Annotated in this window: 22 protein-coding genes, 1 pseudogene and 1 riboswitch; of the genes and pseudogenes, 18 read left to right on the forward strand and 5 right to left on the reverse strand. The window is 38.1% G+C overall.

Annotated elements, in window-relative coordinates:
• The first annotated feature begins 764 nt into the window (after nt 1–764).
• The 9 genes and pseudogenes from MKX65_RS04710 (at nt 765) to MKX65_RS04750 (ending at nt 7939) form a co-directional block, all read left to right on the forward strand.
• Complete coding sequence (locus MKX65_RS04710) at nt 765–1001, forward strand: hypothetical protein (protein ID WP_340902626.1); 237 nt, start codon at nt 765–767, stop codon at nt 999–1001.
• Nucleotides 1002–1015: 14 nt separating this feature from the next.
• A complete protein-coding gene (gene thrS / locus MKX65_RS04715) occupies nt 1016–2920 on the forward strand; it encodes a threonine--tRNA ligase (RefSeq protein ID WP_340902627.1) in 1905 nt (634 codons plus the stop codon).
• Nucleotides 2917–3552: a histidine kinase dimerization/phospho-acceptor domain-containing protein gene (locus tag MKX65_RS04720; protein WP_160549512.1), complete on the forward strand. Its 636-nt coding sequence runs from the start codon at nt 2917–2919 to the stop codon at nt 3550–3552. Before thrS ends, MKX65_RS04720 begins: the two co-directional genes overlap by 4 nt.
• 13 nt (nt 3553–3565) lie before the next feature.
• Nucleotides 3566–3943: a hypothetical protein gene (locus tag MKX65_RS04725; RefSeq protein WP_160549513.1), complete on the forward strand. Its 378-nt coding sequence runs from the start codon at nt 3566–3568 to the stop codon at nt 3941–3943.
• Between the two features lie 211 nt (nt 3944–4154).
• On the forward strand, nt 4155–4358 hold the full coding sequence (locus tag MKX65_RS04730; protein WP_340902629.1) for a hypothetical protein: 204 nt from the start codon (nt 4155–4157) through the stop codon (nt 4356–4358).
• A 15-nt stretch (nt 4359–4373) separates the two neighbouring features.
• Nucleotides 4374–4625 (forward strand): annotated as a pseudogene (locus tag MKX65_RS04735) (Na-translocating system protein MpsC family protein); the annotation flags it as partial.
• A gap of 66 nt (nt 4626–4691) precedes the next feature.
• Entirely contained in the window at nt 4692–5057 is a 366-nt protein-coding gene (locus MKX65_RS04740) for a hypothetical protein (protein WP_340902630.1), read from the forward strand.
• 87 nt (nt 5058–5144) lie between these two features.
• Complete coding sequence (locus MKX65_RS04745; RefSeq protein WP_340902631.1) at nt 5145–5720, forward strand: TetR/AcrR family transcriptional regulator; 576 nt, start codon at nt 5145–5147, stop codon at nt 5718–5720.
• Between the two features lie 110 nt (nt 5721–5830).
• On the forward strand, nt 5831–7939 hold the full coding sequence (locus MKX65_RS04750) for an MMPL family transporter (protein WP_340902632.1): 2109 nt from the start codon (nt 5831–5833) through the stop codon (nt 7937–7939).
• A gap of 36 nt (nt 7940–7975) precedes the next feature.
• Here the strand turns inward: MKX65_RS04750 and MKX65_RS04755 are convergent, their stop codons facing one another.
• Nucleotides 7976–11002 (reverse strand): efflux RND transporter permease subunit, encoded by a 3027-nt coding sequence (locus MKX65_RS04755; protein WP_340902633.1) that lies wholly within the window; start codon nt 11000–11002, stop codon nt 7976–7978.
• A gap of 509 nt (nt 11003–11511) precedes the next feature.
• Between MKX65_RS04755 and MKX65_RS04760 the strand changes: the two genes are divergently transcribed.
• On the forward strand, nt 11512–12759 hold the full coding sequence (locus tag MKX65_RS04760) for an IS4 family transposase (RefSeq protein WP_340902246.1): 1248 nt from the start codon (nt 11512–11514) through the stop codon (nt 12757–12759).
• A gap of 367 nt (nt 12760–13126) precedes the next feature.
• Here MKX65_RS04760 and bioB read toward each other — a convergent pair whose 3' ends face one another.
• Together bioB and MKX65_RS04770 are read right to left on the reverse strand one after the other, a co-directional pair.
• Nucleotides 13127–14122, reverse strand: coding sequence for a biotin synthase BioB (bioB, locus tag MKX65_RS04765; protein ID WP_340902634.1), 996 nt, complete (start codon nt 14120–14122; stop codon nt 13127–13129).
• Between the two features lie 22 nt (nt 14123–14144).
• Nucleotides 14145–14735, reverse strand: a complete 591-nt coding sequence (locus MKX65_RS04770; protein WP_160549161.1) for an ECF transporter S component — start codon at nt 14733–14735, stop codon at nt 14145–14147.
• Between the two features lie 225 nt (nt 14736–14960).
• On the opposite strand from MKX65_RS04770, the gene MKX65_RS04775 reads away from it, so the two are divergent.
• Entirely contained in the window at nt 14961–15236 is a 276-nt protein-coding gene (locus MKX65_RS04775) for a hypothetical protein (protein ID WP_160549160.1), read from the forward strand.
• A 50-nt stretch (nt 15237–15286) separates the two neighbouring features.
• Here the strand turns inward: MKX65_RS04775 and MKX65_RS04780 are convergent, their stop codons facing one another.
• Complete coding sequence (locus MKX65_RS04780) at nt 15287–16048, reverse strand: methyltransferase domain-containing protein (RefSeq protein ID WP_160549159.1); 762 nt, start codon at nt 16046–16048, stop codon at nt 15287–15289.
• 170 nt (nt 16049–16218) lie between these two features.
• On the opposite strand from MKX65_RS04780, the gene lepB reads away from it, so the two are divergent.
• The 7 genes from lepB (at nt 16219) to MKX65_RS04815 (ending at nt 22011) form a co-directional block, all read left to right on the forward strand.
• Nucleotides 16219–16764 carry a signal peptidase I gene (lepB, locus tag MKX65_RS04785; protein ID WP_160549158.1) on the forward strand — a complete coding sequence of 182 codons (546 nt, stop codon included), beginning with the start codon at nt 16219–16221 and terminating at the stop codon, nt 16762–16764.
• Between the two features lie 207 nt (nt 16765–16971).
• A riboswitch (guanidine-I (ykkC/yxkD leader) is annotated at nt 16972–17080 on the forward strand.
• A gap of 68 nt (nt 17081–17148) precedes the next feature.
• A complete protein-coding gene (locus MKX65_RS04790; protein WP_340902635.1) occupies nt 17149–18159 on the forward strand; it encodes an ABC transporter substrate-binding protein in 1011 nt (336 codons plus the stop codon).
• A gap of 23 nt (nt 18160–18182) precedes the next feature.
• Nucleotides 18183–18998 carry an ABC transporter permease subunit gene (locus MKX65_RS04795; protein ID WP_160549156.1) on the forward strand — a complete coding sequence of 272 codons (816 nt, stop codon included), beginning with the start codon at nt 18183–18185 and terminating at the stop codon, nt 18996–18998.
• Nucleotides 18999–19796: an ABC transporter ATP-binding protein gene (locus MKX65_RS04800; RefSeq protein WP_340902637.1), complete on the forward strand. Its 798-nt coding sequence runs from the start codon at nt 18999–19001 to the stop codon at nt 19794–19796.
• Between the two features lie 23 nt (nt 19797–19819).
• Nucleotides 19820–20533: an urea amidolyase associated protein UAAP1 gene (locus tag MKX65_RS04805; RefSeq protein ID WP_340902638.1), complete on the forward strand. Its 714-nt coding sequence runs from the start codon at nt 19820–19822 to the stop codon at nt 20531–20533.
• Between the two features lie 30 nt (nt 20534–20563).
• On the forward strand, nt 20564–21214 hold the full coding sequence (locus MKX65_RS04810) for a DUF1989 domain-containing protein (protein WP_160549153.1): 651 nt from the start codon (nt 20564–20566) through the stop codon (nt 21212–21214).
• A gap of 74 nt (nt 21215–21288) precedes the next feature.
• Nucleotides 21289–22011, forward strand: coding sequence for a 5-oxoprolinase subunit PxpA (locus MKX65_RS04815; protein WP_340906162.1), 723 nt, complete (start codon nt 21289–21291; stop codon nt 22009–22011).
• Between the two features lie 239 nt (nt 22012–22250).
• Here the strand turns inward: MKX65_RS04815 and MKX65_RS04820 are convergent, their stop codons facing one another.
• Nucleotides 22251–23042 (reverse strand): carboxylesterase family protein, encoded by a 792-nt coding sequence (locus MKX65_RS04820; RefSeq protein ID WP_340902640.1) that lies wholly within the window; start codon nt 23040–23042, stop codon nt 22251–22253.
• Nucleotides 23043–23059: the final 17 nt, after the last annotated feature.

The raw sequence follows: 23059 nt of genomic DNA on the forward strand, positions 1-23059 counted from the left end.
TTCGCTAAAATATGTACATCCATATGGCAAAAAACGCAAGTGATTATAAAAGTCACTTGCGTTTTATTATGAATTTAAGCTCTTGACTTAATACTCGTGCTTTCTCGCTGATCTCAACTGTATCCTCCAGAGGCGTAGTAGAAGATGTTTGTTGAACATTTGAGTCAGAATTATTTCCTTGGAGTCTTTATGAATTCATTATTACGAGGAAACCTTAAAAAATCCTTAAAGATTTTAAAAGGGAGAATGAAATTGATAAAGGAATTCCAAAAGAGAAGGTAATTATTTGAGTGGAATCTGAAAATACCACAACATAAAGCTAATAATACCTGTCGATAACAAATAGGTTAAAATTGGGCGAGAATAATGTAATCGAATCATGCTATACATGACCGCATAAAAGAGGAAATCCATCCAATAGGAATAATTGTTATGTAAAAGAAGCCTTTCAAATTTATAGAAAACATATTCAATTGCCATGGAAGAGATGACCCAAAGGCTAATAAACCGGATTTGCCTAAACAATGAAAAGGTTAAGTACACAAGTGTAATCGCGGGCAAAGTAATAAACGTATATAAAAGGTCAATCATAGTGTGTGACATCAGGAAGAAATCCGGCTTATATTCCCACAGCAATTTGTCATGACAAAAGAAGTTATAAAGTAAATTACATGTGCATCACATACAAACACGCTCGTCCCTTGTTAGAGGGATAGGTGTGTTTTTTGTTTTTTTAAGAAAATATTTAAAGCCATGAAAAGGACATGAGTGCGACTGAACGGTTAACAGAGAGGGGAGACAAGGCTGGAATCTTCCTAACGCAGCAGTTACATTTACCACCTTGGAGCAGTATTGGTGAACGTAAAGTAATCAATACCGTAGAAGCTACGATACAGCAAACCAAAGCCATCTCTCTTAGTGTAGAGGTGGGAAGTTGGGTGGAACCACGAGAAAACACACTCGTCCCTTTTTTAGGGACGGGTGTGTTTTTTATTTTATAAAGGAGGCTAGATCAATGGAAGTAAATATTCAATTTCCTGATGGAAGTATAAAAAGATATCAAGAAGGTGTAACTTTAGAGGAAATCGCTCAGGGAATCAGTCCAAGTTTGCGGAAGAAAGTAATCGCTGGAATGGTGAACGGAATGATGGTTGATCTGGGAAGAGAGATCCGGAATGATGCAAGTATTCAATTGATTGAAAGAAATTCAGAAGAGGGTATTAAGATTATGAGACATTCAACTGCCCATGTGTTAGCTCAGGCAATTAAACGGTTGTATCATCATGTCGATTTATCTATTGGTCCAGTGATTGAGAATGGATTTTACTATGATGTGGATGTCCCAGAAAGCATTACAGTAAAAGACTTAGGAAAAATTGAAAAAGAAATGAAAAAAATCGTTGCTGAAAATCTACCTATTAAAAGGGAAGAGTGGTCAAGAGAGGAGGCGAAGCAAGTTTTTGCAAAAGCCCCTTATAAGCTTGAATTGCTTGATGCGATTCCTTCCGAAGAAAAAATAACTGTATATCGTCAAGGCGAGTTTTATGATTTATGTCGTGGCCCGCATGTACCGTCCACTGGATTTGTAAGAGAGTTTAAATTAACTCATGTTTCGGGTGCTTATTGGCGAGGAGATAGCAATAATAAGATGTTACAACGTGTGTATGGAGTTGCATTTCCTACAAAAGAAGAACTCGAGGAATATTTCCACTTTTTAGAGGAGGCTGCTAAGCGAAACCATCGGAAGCTAGGAAGCGAGCTCGAACTGTTCATGTTTTCCGAAGAAGCACCTGGTATGCCATTTTACTTAACAAATGGACAATTGATTCGAAATGAACTGGAAACTTTTTTAAGGAAGATTCAAAATTCCTTTGACTATAAAGAAGTTCGAACTCCATTTATGATGAATCAGCGACTTTGGGAGCAATCTGGGCATTGGGATCATTATAAGGACAATATGTATTTCTCAGAAGTGGATGAACACAGCTTTGCTTTAAAGCCAATGAATTGTCCCGGACATATGCTAATATTTAAGGATAAGCTTCGTTCATATCGTGACCTTCCGATTCGTATGGCGGAGTTTGGGCAGGTGCATCGGCACGAATTTAGTGGTGCACTAAATGGGTTGTTACGAGTGAGAAGCTTTTGCCAAGATGATGCACATATCTTTGTCACACCTGAGCAAATAGAAGAAGAAATTTCTTCGGCTTTACAATTAATTGACTATGTATATAAAGTATTTGGCTTTGATTATAGGATCGAGTTATCGACAAGACCGGAAGATTATATGGGGGAAGAGGCGTTATGGGATCGAGCAGAAGGGTCTTTGGTAAATGTGTTGAATAAACTGGGTCTGCCTTTTCAAGTTAACGAAGGGGACGGGGCATTTTATGGGCCGAAGATCGATATTCACATCAAGGATTCTCTAAAAAGGAGCCATCAGTGCGCAACAGTTCAGCTTGATTTTCAAATGCCTGAAAAATTTGATCTATCCTATATTGATGAACACAACAAAAAGGTCCGACCTGTGGTTATTCACCGAGCTGTATTTGGCTCGATTGACCGCTTCCTAGGTATCTTAATTGAGCATTTTGGCGGGGCCTTCCCTGCATGGCTAGCACCGGTTCAAGTCAAAGTGATACCCGTTTCGAAAGATGTTCATCACGAATATGCAATGAAATTAAAACAGCTACTTAAAAAAGATGAAGTTCGAGTAGAGGTTGATCTTCGTGACGAGAAGCTAGGCTATAAAATAAGAGAAGCCCAAATGAAAAAGATTCCTTATGTGTTAGTAGTAGGGGACCGTGAACAGGAACATCATTCGGTTAGCGTGAGGCAGTATGGTTCGGAGAATGTGATGGATATGGATTTTGACCAATTTACTAACGTCCTTTTAGAGAAGATTGTTGATAAGAAGTGATTAAAAGACTGAATCATTGTAAGAAAAAACTGAAAACGAATTGTGATGTAACAGTAACACTCATGCCTTTTTACTTGGAAGACCAATGGATAGGCTCCTACATTATTCTCAAGCCATCTATCAACAATAAAGATAGTAATGATGTTATCGATCAGTTAGCTCAATTGTCTGAAAAGCGTGCAACTGCTGGTCACTTAGCAGCTGGGATTGCACATGAGATCCGGAATCCTATTACAGCCATAAAAGGGTTTCTACAGCTATTAAAGGATGAACAAGAAGGAAATGAAATTTATTATGGAGTGATTGATTCTGAGATCGAAAGAATAGAACTTATTCTAAGAGAGCTGATGGTTCTAGCAAAGCCAAATAAACAAAAGTATGAAAAGGTAAATATTCAGTTACTTCTTGATCAGGTGCTGACCCTTATGGAACCACAAGCGCTCTTAAATAATATTCAGCTACAGAGAAATTTTTATTTTGATCAGGCCTTTCTCTTGGGTGACAACAATCAATTGAAACAAGTGTTTATTAATTTTATTAAAAACTCTATAGAGGCCATGCAAGATGGTGGAACGATTACCATCGAAGGTAGAATATTAACTGATATGAGCATAGCAAGATTGGAATTATGACACAAATTCAGGTATGCTGCTTTTCGTTTCTAATTCTGTTTCCTTTGATTTAAAAACAGAGGATAAGGGTAGTGATGGAGTATACAATGCTATTCGGGCAATTGGTACTCAATTCCATAAAATGCCAGTGACTTTACGAACGGTCCCTTCTCCTACTAATAGCTATGCTGTTGAATCAAAAGGTGTGTTGCTACCACTTGAAAACTTCATTTATGAAAGAGGACAAATGGAGCTGTTACTGACTCAAGCAAATAATGTTAAAAAGGGATATATGACACATAAGAACATGATTGAAGAAGCATTAAATCGCTCCATTGAAGATATTTTTATTATGTGGGATTATGTGGATGATAAAAATTATCTAATTATTATCTTTGGGAGAATAAATTAACTAGTACGAAGAGAGAAGTGGACGCAAGTAGCCACTTCTCTTTTTGCTTTAGAGAAAAGAGAAAATAAAAAAACTGGGCAACCTAATTCTACCTAAATAAATTTTAGATAGACAAATATGAAAGTGAGGTTAACCAATATGACTACTGAATCCCTTCATGAAAAACTCATGAAATTAAGTAGCTTAACCAGCAAGATGCTAAGGAAAAATTTTGAATCAATTGAAAGGCATACTCGAAGTTGATTTTGAGGATGAGGTAAAGTCAAGCTATCACGATTGGAATTATAAACAAAATACAGGTATGATCACGATTGAATTTGAGAGTAATGTAAAAGGGGTGGTTGCAACAAGTGAAGAGACACCAATTCTTAAAGATTTAATTAATGAGGTAAATCGAATAAGCATTATTGTCTAGAAGAAACCGGAAAATACTGAAGCATTTGCTATTACTCCTAAAGTGTACTTGGTCAGAAGAGAAGGGATTTTGGTTGAAATTGAAAAATCATTAATTGAGAAAGGATATGAGCAAACCCTGGTTGTTACGAAAGATGAATTAGAAAAATCATTTTTGCATCATAATGGACATTTTGAAGAAATTTTTAGCCGGCCGGTTGAGGACATTCTTGTAGATTGGGATTTACATAAAGACAATAGCGTCATATGTTTTATACTAAAAAATTGAGTAATGTTTAAAACCAATTCCATTCGTTCATAAAGATAGTAGTATATTCTCCAAAGAGGTGTCTTTATGATCGAGTTTCTTCAAGAGCTTTTTCATTCCAATAATCAGTTAGTGACTTTTATCATTGGTGCAGTCTTTATATTTATCATCGTTTCAATCATTCGCTCTGTCTTTCGAATAGTCCTTCCATTTGTTGTCATCGGATTAGTCATGGTCGTTTTTCTTGGACATTCACCTGATGATGTGATGAATAAAGGGAAGCAGTTTTTCGCTCAAGGCTCAAACTTGATTCAAGACCTTTTGCCTTTTATTCAGTATAAGGATGGAGACTTTTTAGAGACACCACCAGGGTCTGCTCCGTTTTCTGAGGAAAAAGAAAACAAAGAGATTTTAAAAAATGATGGAAATGACCTTGAAATAAATAAGTTTTAATAAGTCTTAATGGAAGCTTTACCAAAGAAAAGAAATCCTTTTTTCCTCCATAAGGTTTCATTATAATTAGTGAAGAGGTGAAAGCTTATGGCACGTGAACGGAAATTTTCCAATGAAGAACTGTTTCAGACTGTAAAGAAAATACTTCTTCAACATGGATATGAAGGATTCCATTTTGGTCTGTTAGCAGAGCAACTGGATGTATCTAGAGGAGCTTTATATAAATACTTTGAAAACAAAGATGAGTTGATTACGGATTTTATGCTGTATGAAATGCAGTTATTTATTACAGATTTGTCTCAGATAGAAAACCAGGGAAACTTTGAAGCTCAGTTTGATTTCTTAATGAAGCTTATTTTTGATAGGGCAGAAGTTCATCAACTCATTACGGTTGTCAAACAAATGGGAACTAGTTCAAATGAAAAAGCAATAGAAAGAAAAGAACAGCTAGAAAAGCTTCCTTTAGAAATGTATCGCTATTTACAAAATTTTATTTCATTTGGGAAAAGGGAAGGAAAACTTAAAGAACATATTCCTGATAGTGTCATGCTCGGATTGATATTTCAATCGATCGCCGTTCCTAATCATGATGGTTTGTCAAAGTCTGTTTGGGTGGAGTCAATCAAGGAAATCATTAGTAAAGGAATGTTTGCACATTCATAATTGACACAACTGTCACTTACGCTTGATAATAAGGGTGACAATTGTGTTTTTTATTTTTATCCAAAGTAACACTTGTGTCACTATATATTATTAAATAAGGGGAGAGAACCATGAAATCAATTCTCAAAAGAATTACTGATCGAATTTCTACCAGAAAGGGAACTTGGGTTACGTTAGGTGTTTGGGTCATAGTAACCGTCCTTCTTGCCATACTTGCACCAAGTGCGAAAGATTACGAATCATCCAATATTTCGTCATTACCTAGTGATGCAAAGTCAGTTATTGCTCAAAATAAACTGGATCAATATTTTAAAGATAATGACGGAACTCCGGCAATTCTTGTTTTTCAATCAAGTGACGCTAAAGCAGTAAATGTATCTGAATTAAAGTCGTTTATTAAGGAGGTTGAAAAGGTGGAGGGTGTTAAGGAAATCGTTCCAATCACCACTTTGCCACCACAAGCTATTGAAAGTTTCTTTTCAGATGATAAAAGCACGGTTATCCTACCAGTTACTTTTGAGGCTGACTTTGAAGCGAAAGAGATGCGGACCTCACAAGAGAAGATGATGGAGATTGCTAAGGAATCTACGAATTTGACGTTAACGATCACCGGACCTGCTGGTATTGCTGTAGACGCTCTAGATTTATTCTCGCGAGCAGATGTGGTACTCCTTTTATCAACTGTTGGCCTAATCCTTGTCTTGTTAATCGTGATTTACCGGTCCCCTCTACTTGCTTTAATTCCACTTCTTGCTGCTGCTTTTGTCTATGAAGTGGTGAATCAAGTGCTTGGTCTAATGGGGAAAGCGGGCTTGCTTATTAACAACCAAACATTTTCAATCATGACGATATTATTATTTGCTGCAGTGATTGATTATTCATTATTTGTCTTTTCTCGTTATCGAGAGGAGTTAAAATCGTACGAAAATAAGCATGAAGCGATGAAAGAAGCAATGAGAGAGACAGGATTACCCGTTTTCTTCTCGGGTGGTACAGTCCTTGCTGCCATGTTGGTATTATTCTTCGCAGAATTTGGGGATTACCGAAATTTTGCCCCTATTTTTGCAACGGCCATGCTGATTATCATGCTTGCTTCGGTCACATTAGTTCCTGCTCTCTTTACACTATTTGGAAGGAAATCGTTTTGGCCTAAAATTCCTAGAGTAGGGGAGGAATCCGTTAAAGCCAATTCTTTCTGGAGCAAAATAGGCCGAAGTGTAGTGAAGAAGCCCGTTGTTTCAACTGTTGCGATTGGGATAATCCTAGTGGTATCCGCATTAAATATGTTCAATCTGAAGTACGAGTTTGATACAATGAAGTCCTTTCCAGAGGATATGCCATCGAGGATCGGGTATGAAATTTTACAAGAAAAGTTTGAAAAGGGGGATTTAGCTCCAACAACGGTCTTGTTTGAAGCTTCTGAGCAAGTGACGATGGAGCAACAGGATTCCATCATGAAAGAGCTAGCGAAACAACCCCTTATTAGCAGTGTTCGTCCAAGTGGTGTAACAGAAGACCAAAAAGTTGTTCAATTTACGCTTACTTATACAGAAAGTCCATACGATAGTGAAACGATGGATGCGTTGGAGAAAACGAGAGATAATTCACAGGAAATTGTAAAGGATGCAGGTCTCGAAGGTGAGCTTTACTTCGCTGGCGAAACAGCGAATCGAATTGACGATCGAGCAACGAATAACAGAGACCTTATTGTGATTGTTCTGTTAGAGTCCATACTCATCTTTGCTATGCTGATCGTAATGACAAAGTCGTTCAAGCTACCTTTATATATGATGGGGACCATATTATTATCTTTCCTGGCAGCTGTTGGGTTAGGGATGTTCCTGACAAACCTATTTTTTGATATTGATACGGTTAGTAACCGCGTCCCACTATACTCCTTCGTCTTTTTAGTGGCGTTAGGAATTGATTATAATATCATTCTTATTTCAAGGTTTTTGGAAGAAAGAAAAATTCACCCCGTTAAGAAAGCAGTTGAAATTGCTGTAGCCAATACGGGCGGTGTGATCTCTTCAGCAGGAATTATTCTTGCTGCTACCTTTGCCGTGTTAATGACTCAACCCATTCAATTATTATTTGTATTTGGCTTTATTGTTGCAGTCGGGATTTTATTAGACACCTTCTTAATACGAGGAATTTTATTACCAGCATTGCTTGTTTTGTTTGAAAAAGATTCGTCTATGCAAAAAGGTCATCAATAAGAATAGAGCCAGTCACAAGGGTGACTGGCTTTATTTTTATGCGTCTATACTTTGTTCGTTTGCTATTTGAGCTCGTTGTTTCTTAGACTTTTTGAAATGTAAAAGCTCATAAATCACGGGTATGACTACAAGAGTAAGTAGGGTTGCTGCTGCTAATCCACCGATAACAACAACAGCTAAGCTTTGTGATACAATGGCACCTGTTTCTGCTTTTTTAAACAGAAGTGGGAGCATGGCACAGATGGTTGCAATAGCCGTCATTAAAATCGGTCGCATTCTCGTTGCAGTTGCTTCCACAATTGCTTCCCGAATAATCATTTTTTGTTCGTTTTGTTTAATTCGGTCTAATAATACAATCGCATTCGTGACGACGATACCAATCAGCATAAGGGCACCCAATAGAGCCGTTACATCCACAGGAATTCGGCTAATCACTAGTCCAAGCACAGCACCAATCGCTGCAAGTGGAAGGGAGAATAGAATAGCGATAGGAGCTCTTACTGTTTTAAAAGTAATCACCATGATCAAGAAAACTGCTCCGATGGAAACAATCATGGTCATAAATAAATCAGAGAAGTCATTCGCTTGTTGGACGCTAGCTCCTCCAACAAAAATGTCTACATCATCAGGTAGGTTGATTCCACCATTTCCTTGAGCACCAAATATAACCTCATTCATTTCTTTTGAGATGTCTGAAACACGTGCAGAATCAATATTTGCTGTTACTCGAACATATTGGTCTCCATCTTTATGGAAGACACTCGTGGATTCTTCATTTTTCGTAATAGTAGCAACCTCAGAAACAGGGACTAAACCCGTTTGAGTCATAACAGGGATATTGTTAATCTCATCAGCTGTAGATGGGGAAAGCATGGGTTCCAATAAAACAGGTGTGTCTTGTTCTTCTAGTTGGATCATACCAATTGGCATAGCATTCAGCATGGCTGCCAAGCTTTGAGCGGTTTGTTCCGAGTTTACTTTACTGGAGTCCACTTCAAGTGAAAAGACCGTTTTCTTTTCTTCAAAATTGGTAGAAACTTTTTCAACACCATCAATTCCAGAAATCTCATCCTTCACTTTTAATGCCGTTTCTTCTAGATTAGCTAAGGAATCACCCATTACATCGATGGTGATTTGGGAAGATGAGCCAGACATCATCGAACTAGCTGAAACCGTAAGCTCGGCATCGCTATAATTCTCTTTTTCACCTTCAATCAGTTTGATCATGTGATCCGTATCTTTTTTATCTTTAAGAATAATAGAAAAGCTTGTTGCTGTTGGTGATTTTACATCCCCGTACTGAGCAGCTTCTGCAGAATTCCCCATTTGAGTAAAGTTATGTTCAACTTCTTCTTGCTTAAGAATGAATTCCTCCAGTTTAAGGGATCCTTCCTTTACCTCGTCAATAGGGGTATTATTCGGGTACGTTAAATTGGCCACAATGAAATCGGAGCTAGAGTTATCAATGGCCCCTTTCGGCAACGTTACGTAGGTCACAATCGAGCCTGCAAAAACAAATAATGCTAGGAGAAGGACTGCCCATTTATGATTAAGTGACCAAGTGACAAACTTAATGAACTTTACCGCTGGCTTATGTTCAGGTAGCTTTGTATTTTTCAAAAGACCTGCACTCATGAGTGGGACAACCGTTAAAGCTACGACTAATGAAGCGAGCAGGGAATAGGTAATCGTTAATGCAAATGGAAGCATAATATCCTGAAGGGACCCACTTACAAGACCGATTGGTAGGAATACTGCCACGGTTGTTAAGGTTGATGATGTGATGGCTGTTCCTACTTCTTTTGTTGCTTCTATTACTAAAGGTACGGAGAATTTTTCCTTTTGCATTTTGCGGAAAATATTCTCGATCACTACGATACTATCGTCTACTAAACGACCAACTGCAACTGCCACCCCTCCTAAAGTTAGAACATTAAGTGTAATTCCTGAGCGTGAAAGGAGGAATAAGGTAAAGGCTAGGGACAATGGAATAGACACAATTGTAATAAAAGTCGAGCGAATGTTTCTTAGGAAAAGCATAATAACAATCGTTGCAAACAATGCTCCAAGTAACACTTCCTTCATCATGGTGTGAACAGAGTTTTCAACCATATCCGTTAAGTCTAAAACCACAGTCGTCTCCGATTGACTATACCTTTCGTTCAGTTCCTTAATTGCTTGATCGAGCTCTTTACTGATAGATACGGCATTAGATGCACTATCCTTTGTTACTATTAGGAAAAGACCATCTTCACCATTAATGTGATTCAACGTATCAGAGGGTTCTTGTTTATCAACTGTTGCGATATCCTTTAAACTAACCTCTGGAGATACTTGTAAATTTCTTAGCTCATCTAGGCTATCGATACTACCAATAACCTTAATGTTACTGGATTTACCATCTATAATTTGTTCACCTACAGCCATCGATGAATTCTGTCCTTGTAAGATGGTCATGATGGTTTGAAATGGAATCTGTGTTTGTGCAAGTTTTGCGTTATCTATTTTCACAGATACATAGGAATTCGCTTCGCCCATGGTTTGAATATTAGCAATACCGTCTATATCTTTTAAAACGGGAACAATTTCTTTTTTAGCAAATTCCACGTTTTCAGCCGTTAATCCGTCTTCAAACGTAATTGAAATTTGGGAGATCGGAATCATATTCGTATTTAGTTGAATGATATTTGGTTTTGACACGTTTGGTGGAAGGGAAAGCATGCTCAGTGCCTCTTGTACCTCTAGCTTCGCATCCTTCATATTCGTTTTGGAGTCGTAAAGGATATCAAGCTTTGAATATCCGTCTCCTGTAGTCGAAAAGATATTCGTTTTTCCCTTTACTCCTTCAAGTACCGTTTCCATTGGATTCGTCACTTGCTTTTCCATCGTATCAGAGTCGGTTCCTTGACCGAGCACAACGACTGAAACCTGTGGCTGGTCTGCTGCTGGAAAGAACTCCATAGGTAATGTGGTGTAGCTTAGGATCCCTAAGCCGAGGATCAAGATCGTAAGAATGGATACTGCAGCTTTGTTACGAAAGGCCCACCTTGTAAAAATAGACATTGTAAAATTTCCCCTTTCATGGTAAAAACTATTAATAATCACAAGATGAATCATAACATAATTTGTTCATGAATAAGAACAGTCTCTAGACCGATACGACAATACTTACAAAGACTTAATAAAAGGGTTATCATTAAATTTGATGAAAATTTTTGGTTAAGATTGTTCGTTTTATTGAATTCTATAAAATTGTTATAACTGAAATCTAATTTCACTGTGTAGGAGAATAAGCGGGGAAATTCCGGTTAAATTAGGAAATACTCAAATTTCCTTAAAAATAAGGTGCCTTTTTCCGTTTATATTATCCAAATCGTTTAATTTGGTCATATTCTGAGCATTTAATCGGAATATCTCCACTAGCATTGCATATGTATCCACAGGCAAAAAAATATATTTAAATAGCCCCCTATCAATTGATAAGGGGCTATTTTTATGGACGAAAGCAAAAAAATCTCCTAAAGTAGAAGCTGAACCCACGTTATCCGTGACTGCGACTAAAGGAGACTTTCATGGATAACATCATATCAAATCAAACTGTATTTAGTAAATGCCTTTCTTTCTTACCATTTGAAAAATTTAAGGGTTCGTCCTTAGACAACGGAGTAAAAAAACTGACCACCGCTAATTTAATGAGGATTTGTGTCGCTATGCAACTAGGAAATTGGAAATCCTACGAGGAAACAGAAGAACGTATTCGTGCCATGGATGGTACAGAAGAACTGTTTGGCCTCACTAGTATAAGTGCATCTCAACTAAGTCGTCGAGTCAATGCCTTACCTTCGGTCCTGCCACGGCAGTTATTTCTTGATGCTGTTACCCAGTTGAATAAATTGACGAGTAACAGAAAAGGGATCCCTTCTTTGGGCCGTCTGCATCTCGTAGATTCCTCTTCTCTGCTTCTTGGACCTACACTAGGAAAATGGACGTATTTTACAAAGCATAGTAATTGCGTGAAGCTACATACTCGGATTGTGATAACCGATCCCGGCACAGCTTATCCCGACATGGTCATTCCTTCTACAGGTAATGTGGATGATCGTGAAGTCATGCTTAATCTCGTGGTAGACCCTCATGCGACCCATGTGATGGACCGTGGCTATGTGGATTACAAAAAAATGGACCATTGGGTGGAAAACCGGATTCCATTCGCCATGCGTATCCAAGCTGGGCATAAGGCGAACATGATAAAATCCTATGAAGTTCCCGCTGGCAGTAGGGTTAAGCTAGACGCCTTAGTCGTCATGGGGAGTAGTTTTAGATCCATGGAACAGCCCCTTCGTCTTGTGGAATTCACGGATGAAGAAGGGAAAGAGTACCGTGTAGTAACCAATCGGTGGGATTTGAAAGCTGAAGAAGTAACTGAATTGTACCGGCACCGTTGGATGATTGAACTATTTTTTAAGTGGATGAAACAACATCTACGTCTAGTTAAACTACAAAGTACCCAACCTCAAGGAATCTGGAACCAGATTTTCTTTGCTATGGCGGCGTACTGTGTCACTTTATATGTTAGGTTAGTTGAGAATAATAAGAAGACCACCTGGAAAGTGCTCACCCTTCTTCGCATCCATGCCGAAAGGACATGGGAAAGTTTTCTCAATGAGTTACACCGGTTACCACAAAGAACATCTAAAGGAAGACAAAAGAGCCATCACCCGCCAAATGAAATTGAACTTCATGATGCAGGTGTGGCAATTGTAAAACAGGTGGGGGTAAGTACTAGTTCAATGGCAAAATATAAAAAACAAAGAAAATAACATCCATTTTTTGGATAACTGGGTTCAAATATAACCCCCTTAACTTTTTGGCTCAAAGTCGAAAAATAAATCTGTAAAAATTATACATAAAATACATAAAAAGTAAATCCATTGTATCCTTGTGGATATTTTTGCAACGCTAGTGGAATATCTCCGCCTATTTCCGCTATTTAGGCTTCCCTTATATACATTAACAGGAAATTCTCCGCCTATGACCTCTCATGACAACCCGATATCGATACGGTGAAGGCAGAAATGGTTTGCAAACTTCTAAATGAGCAAAATTCGTAATTCTCAATCCGAAGAATTAGTAATTAAGGCAAAAAGAGCAAGGGTATAAGCCCTTGCTCTACTTTGTTATGCCTTTTTATGCTGTCGTTTCTTCCTTAGCAAATTCTATTTCAAATCCGAGGTCTTGTAGCATTTTGTGATCTGCCGTTGTTTCTTGTCCAGCTGTTGTTAAATAATCACCCACAAAAATAGAATTAGCAGGGTACAAGCCGAGAGGTTGGAGACTTCGAAGATTAACTTCTCGTCCGCCCGAAATCCGAATTTCCTTTGCTGGATTTATAAAGCGCATTAAGCATAGCACTTTTAAGCAATAACGCGGATTTAACTCACTTACACCTTGAAGAGGTGTACCATCAATTGCATGTAGGAAATTAACAGGGATAGAATCAGCATCCAATACTTTTAAGCTTCTCGCCATGTCAATCACATCTTGCTGTGTTTCTTTCATTCCTATAATAACTCCTGAGCAAGGTGAGATACCTGCATTCTTCACTAGCTCGACTGTGTTCACTCGGTCTTCGTATGTATGGGAGGTAGTAATGGATTCATGGTGACTCTCTGACGTGTTAATATTATGATTGTATCTGTCGACTCCTGACTCCTTTAATCGTTTTGCCTGTTGCGAGTTGAGTAGACCCAGGCAAGCACAAACCTTCAGACCGTATTTGTCTTTTATCTCCTCGACGGCAGAAGTGACAATATCCACTTCTTTTTCGCTTGGGCCTCTGCCACTTGCAACAATACAATACGTGCCGGCGTTTAGCTGATAGGCTCGTTCGGCACCTTGTAGAATCGTTTCCTTGTCAACCATTCTGTATTTTTGGATAGGTGCGCTTGAGATACTTGATTGTGCACAGTAACCACAATTTTCTGGACATAATCCTGATTTGGTGTTGATGATCATGTTAAGTTTTACTTTGTTGCCGTAATAATGACTTCGTATTACATAAGCTGCCTGAAGGATTTCAAGCAGCTCATTGTCAGGACAAGTAAGGATATTTAACGCCTCATCATTCGTGAGCTCGTAGCCATTATTTAATACATCAAGAGCAAGTCTTTTCCAATTATTCACCATGTATCCTCTCTTTCCGCTATTAAGCCGTTCTTTTTAAATGTTTGAAGCTACCCTTTGATAAAACTGTTTTTTCTAGTCTAAAAGCAAGAATGGCAGCTAGTGCTGTAAGAATAATATCTTTTGGCATTGGAACGACCATCCAAGACCATGCCATTTGGTAAGTGAAACCTTCAGGGGCCGCCGCCCAAAGTTTGTATGCCGCGTACATCCAATTTGTTCCAAATACATAATTAATAACAAGTCCGACCATAGCAGCTGTGATGAAGCCAGAAAGGGATCGGTTCTTTTCTACGATTTTTCCTACTACAAAAACAGCAATAACATATGAAACAATAAATCCAAAGGTTGGACTCAAGAGACTGGAAAAACCAGCTCCAAATCTAGCGAAAACCGGAACGCCCACCAATCCGACAAGCGCATATACAGTCAAGGAGATCGTTCCCAAACGACTACCAAGAATCAAACCTGCTAAAATAGCAAAAAAAGTTTGTAGCGTAATTGGAACTCCTCCGACCACCAAAAATGGCACAAATGAGGTAATGTTTGCACCTACAGCCATTAATGCAACGAACATGGCTGCTAATGTAAGATCAATTGTTTTTAATTTCATAAAAATAGCCCCTTTTCTTTTTGTATAAGTAAAGCATAAATTTTCAAAGTATTTTTTGTCAACTAAATATTTTTTAGGTTAACAAAAAATAATCGTACCTCTAGAAAAAAAGGGATTTAAAAAAAGCTCAAAAATTTGTCATATTCCTTTCGATAAATCATGTTTCTTTTTCCTCATAACCGTAGTAAAATACGCTTATAAAATGGAAGGGAAGAGACGAGAAAGATGAAGTTTCCTAAAGATGTAATACTTGATTCAGTTGCTGAAAGAAAAAACCACGATGCTTATGGATTAGAATTTGTCCAAGAACTTGGAAATGATGATGCTGGTTACTCAGAAATGGTGGTTATTATTTTTAAATATAAAGATAAATACTACAGTGTAGATATTCATCATGTGAATGGTGAGAATAACTACGATCATTGGGACAATGAGGTGGAATGCCCGGAAGTCGTTCGGAAGGAAGCCATACAATATTATTGGGAAGAAGTTAAACAATAAAAAAGTAACAAGGTATCAAGATGGGCTAAATGACATCTTGATGCCTTTTATTATTCCTTGATTGCGATGACACGAATTCTATTATAATCCGCAATCCATTGGTTATCTTGAAATAATTTTGATTTTAGTTGTTGTTCAACCTTATTTATGATTTCCTCTCGATCTGTTTCATCTATTCCACGAAAAAAGCTCATTGCGAACATCTTTATCCAGTTCTTTAATCCGTTGGGACCTTCTAGAGGAGTTGGTCTATCATAATGTTGGGCAAGAGTAACTCTGAAACCAACTGCTTCCATTAATGAAGAATATTCACCAATACTTGGATAATACCAAGGGGAATCATTTCGATCACTCCCTAATTGATGCCGAATTTCATCTATGATGGTTTGTACATTCCCTTTTCCACCAAATTCTGCTAAGAATCTTCCGTCTTGTTTTAAGCTTTTGTAGATACATTCTAAAGCTATCTTAGGTTTTTTTACCCAATGAAGAGTTGCGTTAGAAAAAACAGCATCAAATTCATTTGTATAAGGTAGTTGTGTTGCATCTTGGACGAAAAATGGTATTTCAGGATATTTTTCTAATGCTTGTGCAATCATATTATTTGATTTATCTACCCCTATCACTTGGGCCCCCTGATCAAATAACCTTTTCGCCAAATCACCTGTTCCGCATCCTAAATCAAGAATTCGCTCTCCTTTACGGGGTGCCAACCATTCAATAAGACTATTCCCATATTTCGAGACAAATGAGTGATGATTATCGTATAAGTTTGCATTCCATGGATCCTGTTGATGTGCAGTGTTCTCCATCCTCAACTCTCCCTTGCTTGAATTATCGAAATTTTAACATATTTTAGCATACAAGAAAAAGTTTCCATCTGGAATGTGGTATGTTATAAGATAAGCAGTCGAAAAAAGGGGAAATTAAAATAATCTAGCAAGCAGTGATCTGATAAATAAAAATAAAGGAGGAAAACGGTTTGAGTGAAACTACAAAAAAGGAAGTTTATTCTTGGTTTAAATCGATTGTGTTTGCATTTATTGTTGCTTTTATTTGTCGTCACTTCCTATTCTCACCTGCCATCGTTTATGGGGAATCGATGTTACCAACCTTTCAAGAGCATGACCGGCTATTGGTTAGTAAAGTATCAGATGTTCAACGATTTGACCTAATCGTATTTAACGCACCAGATTCAGATGAACGGTATATTAAAAGGGTAATTGGCTTGCCTGGAGATCAGGTAGAAGTGAAAGATGATACCCTTTATATCAATGGGAACCCAATGGAAGAACCGTACTTAGAAGATATAAAGAAAGATCTATTATTAGATAAATTAACTGGAGACTTTACACTTGAGGAGTTAACAGGGGAATCAGTCGTGCCTGATGGAACGTTATTTGTTATGGGAGATAACCGGCTACATAGTAAGGATAGTCGATTTTTTGGCCCAATTCCTATTTCTTCTTTAATAGGAGAAGTGAAGTTACAGATTTATCCAATAAGGAAAATTGGTATTCCCGAATAACTGCTTAGTAAAAACAATTATCTAAAAATAACCTACTTCGAGCCTGGAGTACGGTTATTTTTTTCTGGTGAAAGGATAGTTAATAATAAAAACCCTGTTAGAAAATGTAACACGAGTGTTGGGGGAGTTTTGTAATCGATATATACTGAAACCAACTTAAATCTTTGCAAGTAAATATAGGCTCTCCAAAAAAAGTATCAGTGAGAGCAAAAAGCTGTCTAGGGTTCCGTTGATATGGTGTCGTATCAAGTCTGGTCCAAGAGAGAGCGTATAGAATTTTTTTCTATATACACGGAAGGATAAAAGCCTGGGAGATTCATTCTCTCATTCTTTTATCCTTCTTTTATTTTTTCAAAAACAAAATTTAACTATGAGGTGAAGAGAATGAGAAAAATGAAACATGTATTTTTAGCAGTCGTATTGGTTGGAACAATGTTCTTAAGTGCTTGTGGAAGTTCAACAAAAGAAACCTCTGGAAGTGAATCCAGTGGCAATACCGTTAAAATTGGTTTTAGTGCTCTACCTAGCTGGTACTTATGGCATCTTGTGGATCAAAAGGGTTTCTTTGAGAAATATGATGTTGATGTTGAATTGGTCTATTTTCCAGTCTATGCTGACTCCTTATCGGCCTTAAATACAGGGAAAATCGATGGAAATACTCAAGCATTGTTAGATGCGATTCCCCCTTTAGATAAAGGAATTGATTTAAAAACCATTTTTATTACGGATAATTCTATAGGTGGTGATGGAATTGTTGCCACAAGTGATATTCAATCTGTTGAAGATTTAAAAGGAAGATCTGTGGGTACGGAACTAGGAACGATTGAACACTTTTTCCTACTGACTGCTCTTGAAGATGCAGGTATGACGGAGTCTGATGTGAAATTCACAAACCTGACTGTCCCTGATGCAGGGAATGCTTTCCTATCCGGAAATATTGATGCAGCTGGACTTTGGGAGCCATTCTTAAGCAAAGCAGTTGGCAAGGAAGGCACACATAAACTGGTTACTTCTGCAGATTATCCTGGGTTAGTATCTGACGTCTTTGTTGTTCGAGAAGAGGTTACGAAAGAGAAGAAAGAAGAGTTACAAAGAATAGTAAATGCTTGGTTTGATGCCGTTGACTACTTGGAAAAGAATCCGGAAGAATCCATTGATATTATTGCCAAAGAGGCTGGAATTACTAGTGAAGAGCTAACAGAAGGATTTAAAGGGTTCAAAATGTTTACCCCTGAAGATAATCTTGATTCCTTCAAAGAAGGAAATAGTTACGATTCCTTCTACTATACAGCAGAGAAAAATGCAGAGTTCTTAAAGAGACAGGACTATGTGGATGAAATACCTGACTTCTCCAATTTTGTTGATTCGTCCTTTGTAGAAAATGTTTCAAAATAATAAGAATAGAAGGGGTGAGTGGAATGAAGCTACCAAAAAATAGAACAATAAGAAGCTTAACTTCTATACGTGAAGAGGTTCCAAAAAAATGGTATTTGTTTGGTGTATGTATCACCTTTCTATTACTCTTCCTTTTCTGGGGTGGTATTAGGTTTATTAACATCGTTGACGAAGTTTTCCTGCCAACCCCAAACGGAGTGGTACTTTCGTTAGCTCAATCTTTTGGAAACCCAGAGTTTTGGGAGCATATTGGCATAAGTGTGTATCGCGTATTTATGGGATTTTTACTGGCTTGTGTGATTGGTATTCCACTTGGAATATTAGCAGGAACCTTTAAATTCGCAGAATCCTTTATTTTACCAATGTCAGAGTTTATTCGTTATATGCCTGCAGCAGCCTTTATTCCTCTAATTATGGTATGGGCAGGAATTGGAGAAACAGCCAAGATATTGGTGATCTTCATCGGTTGTTTCTTTCAGCTCATCTTGATGGTGGCCGATGATACCAATCGTATTAGCAAAGATTTGCTTTACGCATCTTATACTCTTGGTGCGAATCGAAAGCAAGTGATTTTCAAAGTCATTATTCCTGCGTTGCTGCCAAAACTCATGACAACTCTACGTTTGATTATGGGCTGGGCTTGGACATATTTAGTCGTTGCTGAGCTGGTGGCAGCGAATAATGGACTTGGCTATTTCATCATGAAGGCACAGAGATTCTTAGATACAGAGTCTATCTTTGTAGGAATTATTGTCATTGGACTATTAGGGCTGATTATTGATAGAGCATTTGCGATCGCGAATAAAAAGTTATTTCCTTGGGTGGAAGGTGGGAATTAAATGGTGACTATTGTACAGCCAAAAGTGGTAGTCGATCCGGTTGATATCGAAATTGAAATCAATGGATTATCAAAAATCTACGAAACGAAAAACAGCACTTTCCAGGCTTTGGAGGATGTTTCTTTATATGTGAAAAATGAGGAGTTTGTTTCCATTTTGGGGCCATCTGGCTGTGGGAAATCAACCATTCTTCGAATATTAGCCGGCCTAGAAGAAGCAACGTCTGGGTCAGTTAAAGTAGCTGGTGAGGAAGTACAAGGTCCAAGCGTCAAGCGGGGGATGGTCTTCCAATCTTATACCCTTTTTCCATGGTTGACCGTTCGGGAGAATATTGAATTTGGTTTGAAGTTAAAAGGTGTTAGCCCGAAGGAACGGAAAGACATTTCTGATAAATACTTAGCGGTTGTTGGTCTTGAGCGGTTTGCCAATTCTTATGGAAAAGAATTATCAGGTGGCATGAAGCAGCGTGTGGCCATTGCCCGTTCATTAGCAAATAATCCAGAGGTCTTGTTGATGGATGAACCGTTTGGGGCACTTGACGCGCAAACGAAGCAGTCCATGCAGCAATTGCTATTAGATATTTGGAAAAAAGAAAAAACAACCATTGTCTTTATTACCCACGACATTGATGAATCGATCTTTCTATCCCAACGAATTTATGTAATGGATGCTCGTCCTGGAAAAATTAAAGAAGAAATTAATGCAGATCTTCAACTATTTAAGAATGGCGAACTAGTCGAAGTGGACCGATTTATGAAACTTAAGAAACATATCATTACGCTACTCAAGCATGGATGATGGATTAAAAGGAGGAAATTAGGATGACACATGTTTGGTCGACCATTCTTTCTCCTGGTGGAAAATGGTCAGGGTTTATAAAACGAGGGAAATGTATTCGTTTTACTGCACTTGAGGAAGGTGCGAATGTATCCATTCTTTTTTATAACGCAAGGGATTTAACCGAGCGCTATGTCATGTCCGACACACTAAAGTCTCAGTTTACAAGCCATTTAACAAAAGGTCATGTTCTTTTAAGTGATAATGGCCGAGTGTTGGCAAGTTTTTTAGAAGATAGTGTTGGCTGGCATGATCCGATCGCTGGATGTACGACTCGTGAGAAAACGGATGCTAAATATGGAGTAACCACCTATCAAATTCAGCGAAACGAGTATTTTCGAAGTGGGCGAGAAAACTTGATTACCGAGCTTGCTCGAAATGGCTTAGGGGCACGTGATTTAGTACCAGTAGTCAATTTATTTTCTAAAATCACTACAAATGAAAATGGTCAATTAACCTTTCAAAAAAGTCATTGTCCTAAAGGTGCAAGAGTGACCTTAAGAACGGAGATGGATCTTTTAGTTGTCCTCTCCAATACACCTAATCCTCTAGATCCAAAGACAGAGTTTCCGGCTGTGCCTGTCCAAATGGAGGTTTCCTCTTCTCCCCAAGTAGAAGAGAATGACATATGTGTGAACAATCGTCCCGAAAATCGACGTGCATTTGAAAATACTTGGGCTTATTACGATTTATACTGAATACTTTTTTCGAAGAAGGAGGGTCAAACAATGCCTGTTCTAACGAAAGTGGAAAGTCCCCGAGACACGAAGGATGCGATATATAGTGAAACCATTTTGGCTGGGAAAGGATTTATGCAAAAGCTTCTACCCGGACAAGTAATAAGAATTGAAGACATAGAAGGAAACCAATCAGTGGATGCTTTGTTTTATGATGCGGACAATCCAGACGATCACTATAGCACCGTTTTAACCATTGCTGAGCAGGAGAATATGTACCTTAAGACCGGTTCGACCCTACTTGCGGAATCAGGTAAAGAACTCGTCACTATTGTTGCAGATACAGTTGGTTGCCATGATGCTTGGTTTAGTTTTTGTTCTGCCCAAAGCAATACGGTCCGCTATGGACATGACAAGATTGATATGCATAACTGTCGTGATACCTTTTTGCTTTTGATGGAAGAAAATCAAGCGGGATATACAAAAAGAGATCTACCGCCAAGCGTTAACTTCTTTTGTATTGTACCTTTTACTCAGGATGGTGCCATTGAATTCGTTGATGGTATTTCTGCACCTGGAAGCTATGTTGAGCTAAAAGCGAAATGTAACACAATGGTCCTTCTTAGCAACTGCTCCCAGCTGAACAACCCATGCAATGACTACAATCCTACACCTATTAAAGTCTATATCTGGGAATCGTAGAATGTGAGTTTACTTAAATGGCTTTTTAACGGAAATGTAATTCATTAAAGGGAGGAATTATTCTGGAGAAATATATTGATCTAAACTGCGATATGGGAGAAAGCTTTGGCCTGTATAAGTATGGTGCTGATGAGGAGCTCATGCCATTAATAAGCTCGGCTAATATTGCGTGTGGTTTTCATGCGGGGGACCCACATGTCATGCGCGAGTCTGTCGAGTTGGCCGTTCAATATGGTGTAAGGGTGGTAGCGCATGTAGGATTACCCGATAGATTAGGCTTTGGTCGTCGTGAAATGAAAGTTAAGCCACAAGAGATCTACGATTATACTCTTTATCAGCTCGGAGCTCTTACTAGTTTCTTGCAAAAGAGTCATACATCATTGTCTCATATTAAACCGCATGGTGCTCTTTATATGATGACAGCTGAAAAAAGAGAGCTAGCGGAAGTAACGGTGGAAGCCGTTTTGGACTTCAATCGTGAAATTGAGATCTATACATTACCAAATTCAGAGCTTTATCATGCGGCAAAGGAAGCAAAATTAAAGGTAGTGAGCGAATATTTTGCTGATCGACCGTATGTGAATAATTATGTGAAAATGTTCGGCTGGACATTAGAGGAAATTGGACAGCCAAACACAATGGCCAAAAGAGCTTTGCAGTTGTTGGAGGAAAGCCCTGTTGAAACGATTTGTGTGCATAGTGATACGCCTAATGCACCAGCAATTATGAGATCGGTTCGAGAAGCCTTATTAGAAAAGGGCTGGCAAATAGGAAGGAAATCGTTAATAGTTAAGTAAGTTGAAAATTCCTTCTATATGAAGATAATAAAGAAATAACAAGCACCAAAGTATAATCGCTAATATGAGAAGTGAGTGTTTTAATAGTTTCTTCATAATATTAGTTTGGAAAGTAATGTTAGAAATATTCCAAACTACATGAGAATTTTTTACTGTTACCAACTAGCATATGAAAAGGTGTCAGACATAGATTCTGACACCTTTTTGATTCTCTATTTTTTCACTTGTCTAAATACCCATTAAATCATTTCTTTCTTTTCATACGCAGGTACCCATGAAGCATGGTTATATCCCTTCTCTGTTGGATATTCTGTATAAATTGGATTCCCACCAGCATTTTTAATCGCTGCGATAATGTTTTGTGAATAAGATACTGGAATGACAACATCATCTACGGCATGAAATGCCCAAATAGGTTTATTTACAAGCTGTGAGGCTTGAGTCGGATCTCCACCACCAGCAATTGGTACCATGGCAGCAAATAGGTCAGGATATCTTATATTTAGATTGAAAGTACCAAATCCACCTTGAGACAATCCAGTAGAGTATAGTCGTTTGCTATCAATATTATATTCACTTCTAACCTTTTGAAGAATGTCGTAGGCAGTACCTAAGTCTTGAGAGAACTCGAACACTCTGCTTAGATTAATATTATTATTTGTGTCTCTAGTGATTCCAAACCCACCATCGTGTACATTACGGGCTTGAGGGGCAAGGACAAAAGCTTGATGCTTTGCTTGATTTTCAGGAGCTGCCCAAATTACCGCACCATCATTGGCTAAAATTTGTTTTTCGTTATCATTGCCTCGCTCTCCTCCTCCATGCAGGAACAGGACTAGCGGGTACGAATTTGATGGATCGTAATTTTCAGGTACATAAAGGCGATAAGGCATGTTATTGTAGGTGAAACTTAGGAACTTTGAAGCGATATCTTCTTTGGTTGTGAATGTATAAGTGAACGTGGATACCTTACTTTTTGCACCATTACTAACTTCGTTTGCAATACTATTGTTCTTAACTTCTATTAACATAGTAAAATACAAGGCTA

The organism is Robertmurraya sp. FSL R5-0851 (genome assembly GCF_038002965.1).
Classification (GTDB): Bacteria; Bacillota; Bacilli; order Bacillales; family Cytobacillaceae; genus Robertmurraya_A; species Robertmurraya_A beringensis.